The sequence below is a fragment of the Bradyrhizobium prioriisuperbiae genome, from assembly GCF_032397745.1.
GTDB lineage: Bacteria > Pseudomonadota > Alphaproteobacteria > Rhizobiales > Xanthobacteraceae > Bradyrhizobium_A > Bradyrhizobium_A prioriisuperbiae.
In genome coordinates, this window is sequence record NZ_CP135921.1 from 3,001,314 (window position 1) to 3,017,654 (window position 16,341).

The 16,341-nt window shown below is 60.6% G+C and carries 10 protein-coding genes; 4 read left to right on the plus strand and 6 right to left on the minus strand.

The annotated features are described in order from the left end of the window. Positions 1 to 3: 3 nt before the first annotated feature. From recQ to RS897_RS14125, 3 genes are all read right to left on the minus strand, one after another. Positions 4 to 1,860, minus strand: a complete 1,857-nt coding sequence (gene recQ, locus RS897_RS14115; RefSeq protein WP_315837145.1) for a DNA helicase RecQ — start codon at positions 1,858 to 1,860, stop codon at positions 4 to 6. A 193-nt stretch (positions 1,861 to 2,053) separates the two neighbouring features. Further along, a complete protein-coding gene (locus RS897_RS14120) occupies positions 2,054 to 3,400 on the minus strand; it encodes an ATP-binding protein (RefSeq protein WP_315837146.1) in 1,347 nt (448 codons plus the stop codon). Next, positions 3,397 to 4,062: a response regulator transcription factor gene (locus tag RS897_RS14125; RefSeq protein ID WP_315837147.1), complete on the minus strand. Its 666-nt coding sequence runs from the start codon at positions 4,060 to 4,062 to the stop codon at positions 3,397 to 3,399. Before RS897_RS14125 ends, RS897_RS14120 begins: the two co-directional genes overlap by 4 nt. A 391-nt stretch (positions 4,063 to 4,453) precedes the next feature. On the opposite strand from RS897_RS14125, the gene RS897_RS14130 reads away from it, so the two are divergent. Further along, a complete protein-coding gene (locus tag RS897_RS14130; protein WP_315837148.1) occupies positions 4,454 to 6,757 on the plus strand; it encodes a TonB-dependent receptor in 2,304 nt (767 codons plus the stop codon). Positions 6,758 to 6,904: 147 nt separating this feature from the next. After that, positions 6,905 to 7,624 carry a spermidine synthase gene (locus RS897_RS14135; protein WP_315837149.1) on the plus strand — a complete coding sequence of 240 codons (720 nt, stop codon included), beginning with the start codon at positions 6,905 to 6,907 and terminating at the stop codon, positions 7,622 to 7,624. A 32-nt stretch (positions 7,625 to 7,656) separates the two neighbouring features. On the opposite strand, the gene RS897_RS14140 is transcribed toward RS897_RS14135, so the two are convergent. Then, positions 7,657 to 9,705 (minus strand): hypothetical protein, encoded by a 2,049-nt coding sequence (locus RS897_RS14140; RefSeq protein WP_315837150.1) that lies wholly within the window; start codon positions 9,703 to 9,705, stop codon positions 7,657 to 7,659. A gap of 214 nt (positions 9,706 to 9,919) precedes the next feature. Between RS897_RS14140 and RS897_RS14145 the strand changes: the two genes are divergently transcribed. Further along, positions 9,920 to 10,408 carry a GNAT family N-acetyltransferase gene (locus RS897_RS14145; RefSeq protein WP_315837151.1) on the plus strand — a complete coding sequence of 163 codons (489 nt, stop codon included), beginning with the start codon at positions 9,920 to 9,922 and terminating at the stop codon, positions 10,406 to 10,408. On the opposite strand, the gene RS897_RS14150 is transcribed toward RS897_RS14145, so the two are convergent. Next, positions 10,380 to 13,397, minus strand: a complete 3,018-nt coding sequence (locus RS897_RS14150) for a tetratricopeptide repeat protein (RefSeq protein WP_315837152.1) — start codon at positions 13,395 to 13,397, stop codon at positions 10,380 to 10,382. The genes RS897_RS14145 and RS897_RS14150 overlap by 29 nt on opposite strands. Positions 13,398 to 14,003: 606 nt before the next feature. Then, complete coding sequence (locus RS897_RS14155; protein ID WP_315837153.1) at positions 14,004 to 15,095, minus strand: amidohydrolase family protein; 1,092 nt, start codon at positions 15,093 to 15,095, stop codon at positions 14,004 to 14,006. 142 nt (positions 15,096 to 15,237) lie between these two features. Between RS897_RS14155 and RS897_RS14160 the strand changes: the two genes are divergently transcribed. Then, entirely contained in the window at positions 15,238 to 16,293 is a 1,056-nt protein-coding gene (locus RS897_RS14160; protein WP_315837154.1) for an Ldh family oxidoreductase, read from the plus strand. Positions 16,294 to 16,341: the final 48 nt, after the last annotated feature.

The window sequence follows — 16,341 nt, forward strand, 5'->3', positions numbered from 1 at the left end:
GCTTCAGTCGCCTGATGACGCCACCAGCGCCAGCAGCGCGTCGCCATAGTGTTCCAGTTTCTTGTCGCCGATGCCGGAGATGTTGCGCAGCTGGTTAAGGCTCGCAGGGCGTTCCGCCGCGATGCCGTCGAGCGTGGCGTCATGCAGCACGACATAGGCGGGCACCCCGCGCTTGCGCGCGGTCTCCGAGCGCCAGGCCCGCAACGCGGCAAGCAGGCCGGAGTGTTTGGCGTGACCGGCCGTATCCGGCGAAGATGGCGCGGCGCCGCGTTTTGATTTCGACTTGCTTCCGCGATGCGCCGACGATCCGGCGGTTTCCTCCCGCAGCATCACCTCGGTCTCGCCCTTGAGCACGCCACGCGCCGTCTCCGTCAGCTTGAGCGCGCCGAAGGCCTCGCTGTCGGCCTGCAGGTGGCCTTGCGCCACCACCTGGCGCACGACGGCGCGCCACTGCTTTTCGTTGAGATCAGCGCCGATGCCGTAGACCGACAGCTGGTCGTGCCGGAATTGCTTGACCCGCTCGGTCGCCCGGCCGATCAGCACATCGATCAGATGCATCGCTCCGAACCGCTGCCCGGTCCGATAGGCGCAGGACAGCAGCTTTTGCGCGAGGACCGTGCCGTCGCGGACGTTCGGTGGCGACAGGCAGTTGTCGCAATTGCCGCATTTGTGATTGTGATCCGCGACGGCTTCGCCGAAATATCGAAGCAGGCGGGTTCTGCGGCAGCCCGCGGTCTCGGCCAGAGCCACCAGCGCGTCGAGTTTGCCGATCGACACCCGCTTGAAAGCATCGGACCCGTTCGAGTCGTCGATCATGCGGCGCTGCTGCACGATGTCGGCGAGGCCATAGGCCATCCAGGCATCGGACGGCTTGCCGTCGCGGCCGGCACGGCCGGTCTCCTGGTAATAAGCCTCGATGCTCTTGGGCAGATCGAGATGCGCGACAAAGCGCACATCCGGCTTATCGATCCCCATGCCGAACGCAATGGTGGCAACGATGACGATACCGTCCTCGTTGATGAAGCGGTCCTGATGGCGGGCGCGAACGGCGGCATCGAGACCGGCATGATACGGCAGCGCCGGTATGCCGGCTTTGGTCAGGGCGGCGGCGGTTTCCTCGACCTTGTTGCGCGAGAGGCAGTAGACGATTCCCGCATCTCCGGCGTGGCGCTGGCTGATGAACGCCTCGAGCTGTGTCTTCGCGTTCTGCTTGTCGACGATTTCGTAGCGGATGTTGGGACGATCGAAGCTCGCCACGAAGCTCGGCGCGCCGTCCAGCCCCAGCCGGTCGATGATCTCCTGACGGGTGAGATCATCCGCGGTGGCGGTGAGTGCGATCCGTGGCACGTTCGGAAAGCGTTCCGCCAGCACCGACAGCCCGATATATTCCGGGCGGAAGTCGTGGCCCCATTGCGACACGCAATGCGCTTCGTCGATCGCGAACAAGGCCAGCTTCGCGCGGGCCAGCAGACCGAGGCAGCGCGGCGTCAGCAGCCGTTCCGGGGCGACGTAAAGCAGGTCAAGATCGCCGGCCAGCAGCCGCTGTTCGACCGCGTTGGCTTCCTCGAACGACAGCGACGAATTCAGCACGGCCGCCTTGACCCCGACTTCGAGCAGGCCGGCGACCTGGTCGCGCATCAGCGCAATCAGCGGCGAGACGACGATGCCGCAGCCGTCGCGGAGCAAAGAGGGCAACTGGTAGCACAGCGATTTGCCGCCACCGGTGGGCATCAGCACCAGGCAATTGCCGCCGCCGGCAAGGTGCATGACGATGTCTTCCTGCGGCCCGCGAAACGCCGGCAGGCCGAACACGGAATTCAGGACGGCGAGCGCGTTGGCCGCGACGTCGGTCTGGTCCATGCGGGAGATCGTGGCGGAACTAGGCATGCAGCGTCGGTATTCCGGCTAAAGGAGCCATGGTCGCAGATGGGGATCCCGGGAAACGACCGAAGCCTCGGTTCGATATCGCTCAATAGGCGTTGACGGCCTGTCGATCAAGACAAGCCCAGTTTAGACCTGATTCGAGTGGTCGTGCCGAGGAAAACGGCAGGATTCATGCGGCTTCCGCCCGCACCATGTGATTTGCGGGGTCGGCCAACGCGCTGCCCGATGGAATTCTGACCGTTGCCTTGACGCCGCGGCAACCGGGGCGATTTCCGATCGCGATGTGAAAGCCGTTGCGATCTGCCGCCGTTTTGGCGATGGCGAGGCCTAGTCCGGTTCCCTCGATATCCGGCGGCGCGGCGCGGAAAAAGCGGTCGTAAAGATAAGGCAATGCGGCTTCTGGAATTCCGCATCCACTGTCGGTGATGTCGATGACAACGGACCCGTCCAGATACTTTCCATGAATGCTCACAAGGCCGCCTCCATCGGTGTAACGCACGGCATTGTCGAGCAGGTTGGATAGAAGAAGTTGCACGTCAGACGCTCTCGTGGTCATCGGAATATCCTCGTCGACATTGATCGAGAGCTCGATCCCTTTCGCCTTGGCGAGGGGTACAAAACCGGACGCGACCAGGCTGACAAGTGCGCGGACGTCAACAGTCTCAGTTTCTCCTTCCATGGAAGCGTCGGCTCGCACCATTGTCATCAACTGGTTGACCAGATACCCGGCGCGGCGAATGCCTGCGAGGAGATCGATGGCAATGTCACCGATATCGCCGGTGAGGTCGCGTGCCCGCAGATTATCGATCTGGATCTGCAACGCCGCGAGCGGCGTGCGGAGTTCGTGGGCCGCATCCGACACAAAGCGCCGCTGGGTCTCCAGCGCCAGTTGATGTCGCTCGATCAGGGAGTTCATCGCGCCGACCAGCGGCGCGATTTCGACCGGCACCCCGGTCAGGCTCAGGGCATCGCGCGCATCCGCACTGCGCTCGCCGATATCCGTCGACAACTGGCCGAGACCCGACAGCACGCGCTTGACGGACCATGCAATCAGCAGCCAGGCGATGGGAATGGCGACAATCAGGGGAACGGCAGCCCCGGCGGCCGCGTAGGCCGCCACCTCTTCGCGGGCGCTCCAGCGCTGCGATATCTGCACGGCATGTTGCGGATCGCTGGCCCGGAACACCCGCCAGTTCTCGCCACCGGCCGTGACGTCGAAATATCCGAGGTCGGTCCGGTAGGGAATGTCGACGTGGGGTCCGGAACGGTGAAGCAGCTTCCCGTCATGGTCCCAGATCTGCACAACGAGCTGGTCTTCGAGCTCGGCGTCGATCCGTGGTTGAATTTCGTGCCGGTAAATCAGGCCTGCATTCAGGGCAACTTCCTGCAGTGCGTTGTCCTGGAAGCTGTTGACCTCGTATTTGACGAAAACATAGGCCGTGGCCGCAGCGGCGAAGCCGACGATCATGAGCAGGACCGTGATATGAGTCATCAGGGTTTGTCGGAGAGACGTCATGTCAGATCCTTCGTGACCATCCAGCCGGCGCCGCGGACGTTCCGCACGACGTCCTTGCCGTATTTCTTGCGCAGTCCATGGATCAGGACGTCGACGGCGTTGCTCTGCACCTCGTCGCCCCACCCATAGATCCGGCTCTCGATCTGCGCCCGCGACAGGATTCGTCCCGGCCGCTCCATCAGCGCATAGAGCACCGAGAATTCGCGGCCGGACAGCACATGCTGAACATTGCGGAACGTCGCGATCTGCGTGGCGGGATCGAGCATGATCTCACCGCTTGTCATGATGGGGAGCGCACGATCACCGGCGCGCCGCATCACCGCGCGCATCCGGGCCAGCAGCACGGGCAATTCGAATGGCTTGACGATGTAGTCATCGGCGCCGAGGTCGAGGCCGGCCACCATGTCCTTCACGCCATCCCTGGCGGTGATGATCAGGGCCGGCGTTTTGGCGCCAGCCTGCCGTCTCGCCTTGAGTACATCCAGGCCTGACATCTTCGGCAGGCCGATATCGATAAGGGCGATTGCATAATCGGACCGTTCCAGGGCGGCGAAGCCATCGATGCCGTTGCGCGTCCAGTCCACGCTCATGCCGTTGTCACTCAAGCCACGGACCAGCGCCTTGCCGAACATCGCGTCATCTTCGATCAGCAAAACGCGCATCGGTCTCGGCCCATGCCTGAATGGCGTTCATGGAAAGGGAATGCGTTGTCGAGCGTGCAATGATCGCTCGGACAACGCCGCGGGGCAGCTTTCCAAGCAGAATTTGGCAGCTTGAGATTGGCCCCGCGTCAAATGATCTTGTTGAGTACCAGGTATTTCAGGTCAAGCGTTCCGCAGGTTTCCAGTTTAGAACGATTACAATTTTAGAGGGCTTATCGTTCCTGCCGACGTGAAGCTGGCTCGCGAGTGCTGCCCTGGCGGACGCTCGACCTATTCTAATGTCCATCTAATTTTCCCCTAATTCTCGCCCGGCAAATGTTTCCTCGCGTTTCCAGGGGAGCGCGAAAACGACGCCTTTGGTGTGGGCGGATCAAGAAAACGGGGGCATTCAATGACTGTTTTGAGCGGCGCTGGGGCGCGTATTTCTCGTCGGCACAAGGGGCTTCTGCTCTCCGCAAGTGCCATTGCGATCGGCTTTGCCATATCCGCCAGCTTCGAGCCGGCTATCGCGCAGGATGCGAGGCCGGGTGCCGCAGCTCTGCCGCCGGTCTATGTCGCACCGGGCGCGAGCCGCCCGCAGCGGGCTCAATCGACGCGATCGTCGTCGGCGCGTCGCGTGGTTCGCTCTCGGCAGGTCGCTCAATCGCAGCCCCAGCGGCAGCCGCCGAGCGTCAACAGCCAGGATGCGCGCACCGGGCAGAGCGGTTATATCACCCAGGGAATCACCAGCGGCACCAAGACCAGGACAGCGCTGATCAATGTGCCGCAGTCGGTCACGGTGCTGACCAAGGAGTTCATCAAGGATCAGGCGTTCACATCGATCGGTGAAGCCGTTCGTTACGTGCCCGGCGTCATCTACCATCAGGGCGAATCGCATCGCGACGATCTGGTCATTCGCGGTCAGCGCAGCAACGCGGATTTTTTCACCAACGGCATCCGCGACGACGTCCAGTATTTCCGCGATTTCTACAATCTGCAGCGCCTGGAGGTATTGAAGGGCTCCAACGCCATGATCTTCGGCCGCGGTGGTGGCGGCGGCGTGGTCAATCGCGTGCTGAAGGAAGCCGACGGCACCACGGTGCGCGAAGTGACCGTCGGCGGCAACTCCTATCCCGGCGCCCGGATCACCACCGATATCGGCCAGGCCGTCAACGAGAATTGGGCGTTCCGCCTCAATGCATTCTACGAGAATACCGAAAGCTATCGGGATTTCGTCAAGCTGGAGCGCTACGGCTTCAATCCGACGGCGACGTTTGCGCCCAACGACACCACCACCGTCAAATTGAGCTACGAATACCTGCATGATCGGCGCACCGTCGATCGCGGCATTCCCTCCCAGGCTCGGCCGGGCGGAGCGTTGCCGCAGTCTCCGTTCCAGACCTCGGCATCCATGTTCTATGGAAATCCGGATCTCAACTATGCGCTGGCCGATGTGCATATCGCCTCGGCGGTCATCGAGCATGATTTCGAAAACGGCTGGACCATCAAGAACGCGTCGCAATTGGCGAACTACAACAAGTTCTATCAGAACATCTATCCGGGCGGCCCGGTCAACGCCGCCGGCACCTCGTTCAATCTGAGCGCCTATAACAATGAAACCGACCGGACCAACGTCTTCAATCAGACCGATCTGACCTACAAATTCGACACCGGCCCCGTCCGCCATACCCTGCTGTTCGGAGGCGAAGTCGGGCGCCAGACCGGTCTGAGTTACCGTCAGGACGGTTTCTTCAACAACGTGTCCACGACGTTCCCGACGTCTCCGGTGAATCCGGTGTTGACCACGCCGGTGACCTTCCGCAACACCGCGGGTAATGCCAACAACACCTATGATCTGGGATTGGGAGCAATTTATGTGCAGGACCAGATCGAAATCACCCGTTATCTGCAATTGATCGGCGGTGTGCGGTTCGATCATTTCGACCTGGATTCGCGCGATCGGCGCACCGGTGTCACGCTATCGCGCGTCGACGATCTCGTCTCGCCGCGGGCAGGGGTCATCGTCAAGCCGATCGAGAACCTGTCGATCTACGGCAGCTACAGCGTGTCGTATCTGCCGAGCGCGGGCGATCAATTCAGCACCCTGGCGCTTAACACGTCGCTTGCCGCGCCTGAGAAGTTCGTGAACACGGAAGTGGGGCTGAAGTGGGACATCAATCCGCGCCTGCAATTCTCCACCGCCTTGTATAATCTCGATCGAACCAATCAGCGGCTGCTCGATCCGAACGGCAGCGGCCTGTTCATCCTGAGCGGCGCCACCAAAACGAAGGGCTTCGAAGCCGGTCTCGCCGGTTACGTCACGGATGCGTGGCAGGTGACGGGTGGCTACGCCTACACCGACGCGCGGATCGCGAGCGACAATTCGACCACGATCGTGGCCGGCAACCGCGTCGGCCTCGTGCCCTACAACACATTTTCACTGTGGAACAAATATCAGTTCACGCCGATGTGGGCGGCGGGTGTGGGCGTCATTCACTACACTAATTTCTATGCGTCATCCGACGATACCGTTCGTATTCCCGGCTTCACCCGGGTCGACGCGGCGCTGTATTTCCGCCTGAACCAGAGCTGGCGGGCCCAGCTCAACGTCGAGAATGTCTTTGACCGGCGCTATTACGCAACCGCCGATGGCAACAACAACATCACGCCGGGATCGCCCCGTGCGTTCCGACTGTCCGCAACGGCCAATTTCTAGGGTTTGAAAACATCATGAGATCTGCGTATCCGCGAGCCAACCTGGCCTGCGGATACGATCTTTTCAGGCAGGCGTTCCGGCGCAAGGTCGTTTTCGAGGGGTAGCGAACCCCGGCGAAATAGGGCATCTGGTGGTCAGAGGTGCCCAGTGAGCCTATACTTTGAAGAACTCGATTATCGTCCAACGCCGATCGGTGCCTTGAGCCTGCGCCGGCGCCGAAACCTGTCGCTGGACGTAGATGTCTTCGAGATCAAGCTCGGCGACGAATACCTGATGTCGAGCCTGTTCACTGCCTCGGAGATCGCGCTGGCCCGGCTGGGGCTGGCGAAGCTTGCTGGAGCAGAGCTAGACGTTGTGGTTGGCGGGCTTGGTCTCGGCTACACCGCACAGGCTGTGCTGGAGCATCCGAGCGTCAAGTCTCTCACCGTCATCGAGGCGCTGGATGCCGTGATCGACTGGCACCAGAGCGCGCTCCTGCCGCTCGGGCCTGGACTCACTGCGGACCCCCGCTGCAGGTTGGTGCACGGTGATTTTTTCGCCCTGGCGGCTTCGAAGGACGGCTTCGATCACGCGCAACCCGGGCGACGGTTCGATGCCATCCTGGTCGACATCGATCATTCGCCGGAGCGGTTGCTGGATCCGCGCAGCACATCTTTCTATCAGCCCGACGGGCTGCGTGGCGTGGCGGCTCATCTCCATCCCGGCGGCATCTTCGGACTCTGGTCCGACGACGCGCCGGATGAAGCCTTCACCCAACGGCTGGCCGGCGTCTTCGCGCAGGCGCAGGCCGAACCGGTGACATTCTACAATCCGCTGCAGAACCGCGAATTCACCCAGGCGGTCTATCTGGCGCGGACGGCTGCCTGACGGCCAGTATCCGATTCGTTACCCTGCGCCGGTCATACTGGCAGGTCCAACCGCTTGTGTCCGTAGACCATGTGCCAGTCGGCCAAGTCTTCGGTTAACACTTGCGCTGCCGAAAGCAAAACATCACCGGTGGTATCGAGGCGAAGCCTGCGCCGGGCCAGTGCCAGATCACGTTGCAGCTCTTCGAGAGATGCCGCGGTTTTAGCCGAACGATCGGAGAATTTTTCGAAATCGCCGGTCTCGCGGATCCCCGCCAGGGCCGCGCCGAGCGCCGGCAGAAACGCTGCCGCGAAGGTGATCCAGTTCTTGATGGCGAAGAGCCACGTACCGAGCCGAGCGTCCGCAGGCATGCCGGTGCTCTGTTCGATCGGGCCGAGCGCGTCCTGGTGATCATGACCGAACCCGACGATAGCCCCCAGTACCTTGCCCTCCAGCATGATGCCGAACGCAAAAGCGAGCCATCCGAGAAAGAATACGGCAAGCAGCCCGCCTGTCGTCAGGAAGCAGATGTCGCCGAGGGTGTGGAGCCAGTGATGGATACGGTGCAGCGTCGCGGCATTGGCCTTGTGCCAGACGATCTGTTCCTCGACGACATGCTTGTCGACGGTGTTCAATACCGCCTGTTGATAGGTGCCGTTAAGCAGAGCGTCGGGGAGGCCGACCTCTCGGATTGTCGCGCGGAGATACCAGAGGAACCAGGCGGAGGACTTTGGCTCCAGATCGTCGTTGCGTTGGGCCCGGCCGTGTTCGCCGATCAAGGCGAGAAATCGTGCGTCGCGCAGCATTTCGGCGAGCGCACGATACTCAACCCATTTTTCCTGCCAGCGGCTTTTGCGGCCACGAAGGACCATGCGTACTACGGTTGTGATCAGGATCAGTTCGAGCGTGACAAGCCCGCATTTGAACGCAAGCTGAGCTTCCGCCTGGTGAAAAAGATCGTGACCGAACAGGCCGAACAACGCAATGAAGACTGCACCGGTTGCCAGCAGGTAGGCGTTCACATACGTCGAACGGTAATGGTGCGAAAAATCGACCGCAAGCGCATCGGCCCATGCATAGCGCGGAACCAGGATATCGGCGATGCGATTGCCCAGATGTCCGGTCTTGGGCCCGTCGGCGGTCAGCGGCGCCCAGTTTTCCGCGTAATGATCAATCGTTTCGGGCACGAGCTTGAAGCGGATGGGCTTGGCCTCGGCTAAACGCTTCAGCAGGTCATAGCTGATCCAGCGCGACGGCAGCGGCCAGCTCTCGCGGAAAAACTCATTCAGGCGCTGATCGGCATATGTGTTGATCGGCGGCGAGACGACGGCACGGATCGCGTCCGTCAGTAAACCGCCGAGGCAATCGGCTTCAGGCGCAACAGGGCGCTCGTCGTCGTCGATATCTATGACCATTCTGGCAATCGTGTTTTCCAGCGTCGAGATCCAGATCACCGGTATGCCGGCTTCGATGGCGCCCTTGACGACGGTCGCTGTGCCGCCCGGTCCTTCTTCCCGTTTGCCGTCCCAAACGGCGATGAGCACGTCGACCTGACGGAGCAGAAAACCGCCAAGCCGCGCGTAAGCGGCACTGCGATCCTGTGGTTTGTCGGGGGCAATGTCGCCGGTCGGCCTGCTTCGACCGGAGCGCGAACTATTGGGGAGTTCGACCGTCGTGGTCGCTCCCGCGAGGGCCTTTTTAAAACCTGCGGTCACGTCTATTTCGTCGCCGGCCGCGGACCGCTTGAAATCGGTCGCATAATCGTCACGGGGAAAAGGGAGTATGGCATCGAGAGCCCACTGGGCGGGCTTCATTGCAGCGGCGATCTGGTCAGCGCCCTCGGCGAGGCCGCACACCAGCCGCACCGCATGGGGCGCGTGGGAATAGACGTCGTTTCCGTTTTGCTCCTTGCGGGCAAATTTGACCAGGGTGTCATCGATGTGTGCGAAAACGTCGCGCAGTTTTTGTTCGACGAAATCAATCGACGAGTGCGGAAATTGGTATGGCTTGGGCCGGTGTCCGGTAATCCCGACGCGTAGCACCAAATTCGGTTTCGGCGGGTTGAGGCCGCGATGCATGGAAATAGTCAACTCGATGTTCATCGCTGAATATCCGCAATCAGAAAAATGGTCGGTTTGTGTGAAATGTTCGCAGTGAAGGTCTTGCTATTCGGGCAAGCCGTTGCAGAATATAGCCGACTGTTTACGTTTATTGATGTTTGTCAGTTGATATTTCAAGCAAGCCATTTTTCGGAAAGGTTGTCCAATTGTGATCGAATCTCCACCCCTGATCATTCGCTGGTGCAACGACGCCGGCATGGCAAGAGATCTCGCGCGCTTCTTCGCGGCGAACGTCACGACCGCCTATATTTCTCATTCCGAGTTGCAGGGCCCCCGGGCCCTCGACGTTGGTCGATGGCGCCCGGATATTGTCGATGTCTTTGCGCAGGAGATCGAGACCCGTATCGCCAGGGAGGGAGGCAAGATTTCCGCCTGTGCCACATCTTATCCCGTCATGGAGGCGCGCCGCGGCGAGCATCTCGTCGGCATCGCACTGGTTTCGCTGTTTCTGGAGGCTCCTGTGCCTTATGCCATCCTCGAGGACATCGCGGTCGAAACGGCGCATCGCGGCCAGGGTATCGGCAAGGCCATCATCGATTGGGTAACTCTGGAAGCCAGCGGGCATGGTTGTGAGCGGATTTTCCTTGAAAGCGGCAAGGACAATCACCGGGCGCACGAACTGTTCGAACGGGAAGGCTTCTCCGCAACCTCGGTGGTCATGATGAAGCCTCTGCCCAAGCCATAGTCGCGCTTCCCTCGAGCACGAGAGCAATTTTTCGCTGCTCGATATGGCGCAAGAAGGGTTCGCGGGCGAGTGTGAAGAACTCCGGCAAGTCGTCGAACAGGCGCGACATGCCGTCCGCGAGGAGCCGGTCGAACGAAACGCCCCTGAGATAAAGCGTCTGAAACAGACGAAAGACGTGTTCCAGCACCCAGCAATCTTCGTCGCGGATCCAGAACTTGATCTGCTTCTCATGTCGGCGAAGCAGATCATTGCGCTTGGCGGTACCTGAATTCAAAATAAGAGCGACGAGATTCTCAGCGCAAAGCCCACGAATCTTGCAGTTCCAGTGATCGTAAAATCGCTCGACCGAACGATGAAACACGGCGTCGTCATGATGGCGTACCGCAAACGCGGCCTCATTGGCCCCGAACTGGACACGCCAGTGCGGATCGTCGAGCAGCAGCGTAATGATCTGCAGCCGTTCGTTCGCCTTGTCATGATCGCGCGTGACCAGTAACGACAGCACGGTGGCTGCGGATTCGGCGACCGACCAGATCGGGTGGGCAAAGAAAACTCGCATCAGTTCAAGCAATTCCGGCGGGGACACGTCGGCCAGTTCGCCTTCGGCCTCTTCTATGCGCGTCGGATCCTCGCCCAGGCGAAAGTATTGATCGAGTAGTGTGTGCAGCGTTCCCCCCGCTACATGATGTTTCATGCGTTCGGTAATGCCGGTCTCGACCGCGAGCAAAGCCGCATAAGCTTTGCTGACCTCGTCACCGGTGGATGGCGGAGGCGTTTTGCGCGGCTTCGCCGCGAAGGCTTCCGCCGCTTCGATGGTTTGTATGTCCAAGGCGACGAAATCCCAGACCGGCTCCCAGAATCTTCGGTTCGGCAACAGAGCGTGTAAATCAGGTGTGATGTCTGGTGAATCGCGCAATGCCAGATTGAGGAGGAGGTCGCCCAGAATTGATCGCCCGGGGTAGGCTGGGTGATCGGCGAGCTTTTCGAGATAATGGAGCGTGATCAATTGCGGATCTCGAGCGTAAACCAGGCCCAGGGCATACCCGCCGAGCTCGAATTCGTTGAGGTTCTTGGCCTTGTCGATCAGGGCGCTGATCTTTTCCACGCCCCAGGCGTCGGCGATGGCCTCGGCCATCGCATAACGAAGCACATAGTTGTTGGCGTCGAGCAACCGGTCCTGCAGCTTCGGCCATGCGTCCTCGTTTTCGACCAGCCGGGCAATCGTTTCAGAGAGAGGCTGCACCTCGTAGAAATCCGCGAGCACCGTCGGCAGATATTCCGGACTGATGTTCTTGGCACCGACGTCCTGCAAGGTGAGCATGACGAGACGCGCCATGGAATCGAGCAGTTCGCGCGCGTTGAATTCGGCATCGTGATCGGCGTGAAGAAAATTGAGGGCGGTCAGCACGTGCGGGATCAGCTGCTCCTTTTCGCGCTGGCTTCGTAATCGATTCTCGATCAAGCGGCGCGGATAGACGTCGGCCAACGCAGCGGCGATGGTGCGCCGAATGTCGTCGCATTCGCGCGCGCTTCTCCGCGTGATGGCAATCTGTCGTACCAGGCGATGAATGCGGATGGCGTCGGCCGACCAAGCTTTGATGCGTTCCTCCGCGAGCGGTCTGCGGCTGACGAGGGCAAACGCGCGCAATGCCGCGACGGCGTCCTCGAATCCATCACCCGCGAGCAGGGTCGCTAGCGGTTCGCCGAGCATCTCGCGCGCTTCGGAGAACAAGAACAGCGGGATCGGTTCCGGCGCCAGCAGGGCGGCGAGCACGATCAGCGGCTCGGCCGCGGGATGAAGTCCCGTTGCCTGCTCGATGGCCATTCTGAATGTCGCGGCTACCGTTCGACCGTCGTGATAGGCGTCCGGCGCGTCACGCTCCTTATCCAGCATGGACTCGGTCGCCGCGACAAACCGTCTTTGGTATTCGTCGAACGAGACATCGAGCCGTTCGCAATACGCAGCGGCCTGCTCGTGCGCGAGCGGAAGTCCACCGAGCAAATCCGATAGCGCCGCCGCGGCGTCACGTTCCTTTTTTCGCCCGGTACGGGCCAGCAGATATTTGGCGCCGGTGGTTTTGGACCATGTCTTGATTTCCACCGTGGCGGCGGCGATATCCAGCCAATTCGATGCATTCGAGGTGACAATGATGCGGCATGCCCCGCGCGGCAGATAGCGTTTGATATCCGCCACGCGTGCCGCATTGTCGTAGATCAGCAATATATTCTCGCCCTCGTGATGCAACCGGTCGAGAACCAGCGCCAGGGCGACGTTTTGATCGTTCTCCGGGGTGATCCAGCCGAGCTTAAGGCCCAGCGCCACCAGATCGGCGCAGATGGTGGCCTCGCTCTGCGCGCGAATCCACCATGTCACCTTGTAGGCCTTGCTGTGGCGTTCCGCGAAGGCGGCCGCCAGCGTGGTTTTCCCGACGCCGCGCAAGCCGTGCAGCGCGGCGATCGATCTTTTTCCCTTGTCGCGGGCGAGCGCGGTCTCGATGTCGGCGAGTTCGCGATCTCGTCCGAGGAAATGAGTCGGCTCCTGAACGGGAATATTCGAGGCAGCGAGACCCGGGAGCGGTTCGGTGGTTTTTGCCGGTTGGCCGAGGCCCTGCATAAATTGCTTAAAGCGCTGCCGTACTGCGTCTCCCGACACATCGTATAATTCACAGCGCCGGAAATGACGGAAGAGCGCTGGGATCTTACAGGGCTTCGCCATCACGATCAGTGCAAAACCGGGCCGCTCCTCGTCCCAAAGCGCGGCCCTTCGCTCGAGCGTAGAGTACCGGGCCTTCAGGTAGTCGTCGGAAAAAACGCAAAGCGTATGATCCGCTTCGTCTATCTGTTCTTCCATCCAGGCTAGGATGTCGCCGCTACCCCGGATTTCCCAGTCGTGAAGATGGGGCTCATGGCCAAGCGCCTGAAGTTCTTTGCCGATCCAGTAAGCGAAGTCGCGATCGACCGATGTATAACTGACAAAAATACGCGCCATTACAATCTTCTGGAATATCCCAGCCCCCGTGCTTAAATGGCTATGTCATCGCCGCGGCGACGATGCTGTCCCCTGCGTTGGCAAACCGTTGCGATCGGAAGTGGATTCATACCGTCGCAATGACATCGCAAGGCTCAATAAAATGAAGCGCGGAACAAGAAAGTCTCAAATGAAGTCTTGATTCGAGAATCACCGAAGCCGATCCGTCATCCGATTGATGACGATGCGATCAAGATCTGGCGGATTGAACGGCGGTTCTTGTGCAGTTGAACTGTCTAGCTTTTACCAGCTCTCTTTGAAAATGGCTGACCCCGCATATGAACGGGCAGTAAAGGTCCGGCGAGCGGTATTATTCCCAACAAGCTCGGTAATGGCAATGATTACTTCCTGCTACGTTTGGTTTAGTTCAGTCCTCCATCCTGATGAGGCTCCCGGACGCCCCCCTTTTCGGCGCATTGTGACAATCGAGACCGGCTCGCCCTGAGACCGGTCCCCGGCGAAGCTGGCCGCCAACTCGATACGCGGTCGCGGGCGATGGAGAAGCGACGGATTCCATGGTCAGTCGTGCGGTTGGTTCGGCCGATCGGTTCCGGCCTTCATGTCTATTTATGTCCCTTTCATTCCAAACAGCCGCGCGGCATTCTCGCCGAGGATTGCCGCCTTCTGCCGGTCGGTGAGGCTGTCGGTCGCAAACACATGATCGACCGGATGTTCCTCCCACGGGATCGGGTGGTCGGTTCCGAGCATGATCTGGCTCGCGCCGACCTGCGCCACCAGATGCCGGAGCGCCTCGGGTGTGAACACCAGGGCATCGAAATACAGCTGGTTGAGATATTCGGTCGGCTTCTTCTTCAGCTTGATGTCCGGATTGCAGTTCTGCGGCGAAACAAAACAAGCGTGATCCGAGCGCGGCGCATAGGAGCCGAGATAGCCGCCGCCATGGGCGGCAATGATCTTCAGCCCGGGAAAACGATCCAGCGTTCCCTCGAAAATCAGGTGCTGCAGCGCAATGGTGGTGTCGAGCGGATTGCCGATGGTGTTGGACAGCCAGCCATTGCCCTTGAAGCGTTTGGCGAGCTCGGGGGTGCTTTGCGGGTGGATGAACAGCACGGCGCCGAGCTCCTCCGCCTTGGCCCATACCGGATGAAATTTGGGATCTGAAAAATCTTCACCCGATACACTGCCGCCGATCGCGGCGCCGCGCAGACCCAGCTTTTTCACGGCGTGGTCCAGTTGGTTCACTGCGAGGTCGGGATACTGCAAGGCCAGCGACGCGAACGCGGCGAAACGATCCGGCTTGGACGCGCAAAGTTCAGCGAGTTTCTCGTTCTGTACCTTGACGATTTCGGCGGCCGCCTCGCGTTCCCTGCGATACCAGAACGGATTGATCGACAGCACCTGCATGTCGATGCCCATGGCATCCATGGCTTTCAGCCGATTCTCGATGAGGATGAAGTGCTCCGGGGCTCCCTTGACCGGCGGCAGGATCTTGCCGGCTTCATCGCCCATCAAGTTGATAGATTCATGGAAATAGCAGTGGGCGTGCACGTCGATGGTCTTGATGCGCTTGCCCTTGATAGTGATCGGCAACTGCCGCGGGCGTGGGTTTTGCGCGTGGGCGGCGTCCAGCAGGCCGCAACTGCAAAACGCAATGCCGGCGGTGCCGGCGCCCTTGAGGAAATCTCTGCGCGTGGACATGGTCGCCTCCCTTATTATTGCGGTGGTCGCGGTTGGTCCCACGCCGCCGATTTATTTTGATCACCTGATCAATAATAGTGGAGATGGAATTTGAGTCCAGATATCCTCGCGACATTGATGTCGCGGAGTTTCACGGCAGGACATGAAAGTTACATTTGATCGTTTGCAGGCGTTCATCCATGACGCCATGATGGCATTGGGCCTGCCGGATGCGGATGCGGCGGTTGTCGCGAAGCTGATGGCGGACGCGGATCTGCAGGGTTCCGATGGGCACGGAGTCACCCGGCTGGTGCCCTATGCGCGCCGGATTCAGGCGGGCGGCCTGAATGTGAAGCCCACGATCCGTGTGGTGGAAGAGCGTGCCGGCACGGCCCTGATCAACGGCGATAACGGCATGGGACATCTTGTGATGTCGCGCGCGGCTGAGATCGCCATCGCGAAGGCGCGCACCACCGGCATCGCCTGGGTGGGTTCACAACTGAGCAATCATGCCGGTCCGGCGTCGCTCTATGCCAGCATGCCGCTCGCCCAAAACATGATCGGCCTGTATTTCGCCGTCGGCAACGCCAATCATCTGCCGCCCTGGGGCGGCCTCGACATGCTGCTGTCGACCAATCCGATTGCGGTTGCAATCCCGGCCGGAAACGAGCGGCCGATTGTCCTCGACATGGCCACCACGGTCGCCGCCTACGGCAAGGTCAAGACCAAGGCGCAACGCGGCGAGACCATGCCGGAAGGCTGGATGATCGACCGTCAGGGCAAGCCTTTGACCGATCCGACCCGCGCCGACGAAGGCATGCTGCTGCCGCTTGGCGGCATGGAAGCCGGCTACAAGGGGTATGGCCTGGCGCTGGTGATCGGCCTGCTGGCGGGCACGCTGGGCGGGGCCGCGATGGGCAAAGACGTCATCGACTTCAACCACGACGACAGCACCATCACCAACACCGGACAGGCCATCGCAGCGATCGACATTTCGGCCTTCGGCGATGTCGATGCGTTCAAGACGCGCGTGGACACGCTGGTTCGTGATTTGCGCGGCAGCGAGCGGATGCCGGGCGTGGACCGGATTTTCGTGCCGGGTGAACGTAGCCACGACACCCGCGTGGCGCGCCTGACCGACGGCATTCCCATCAATCCGGCACTGCAGCGCAATCTCGATCAACTCGCCGAGCAGCTCAAAATCAAGAAACTGGCCTAAGAAAATAAGAAGACCTTAGAAAACAAAAAAGACATTTGGGGGAAACCG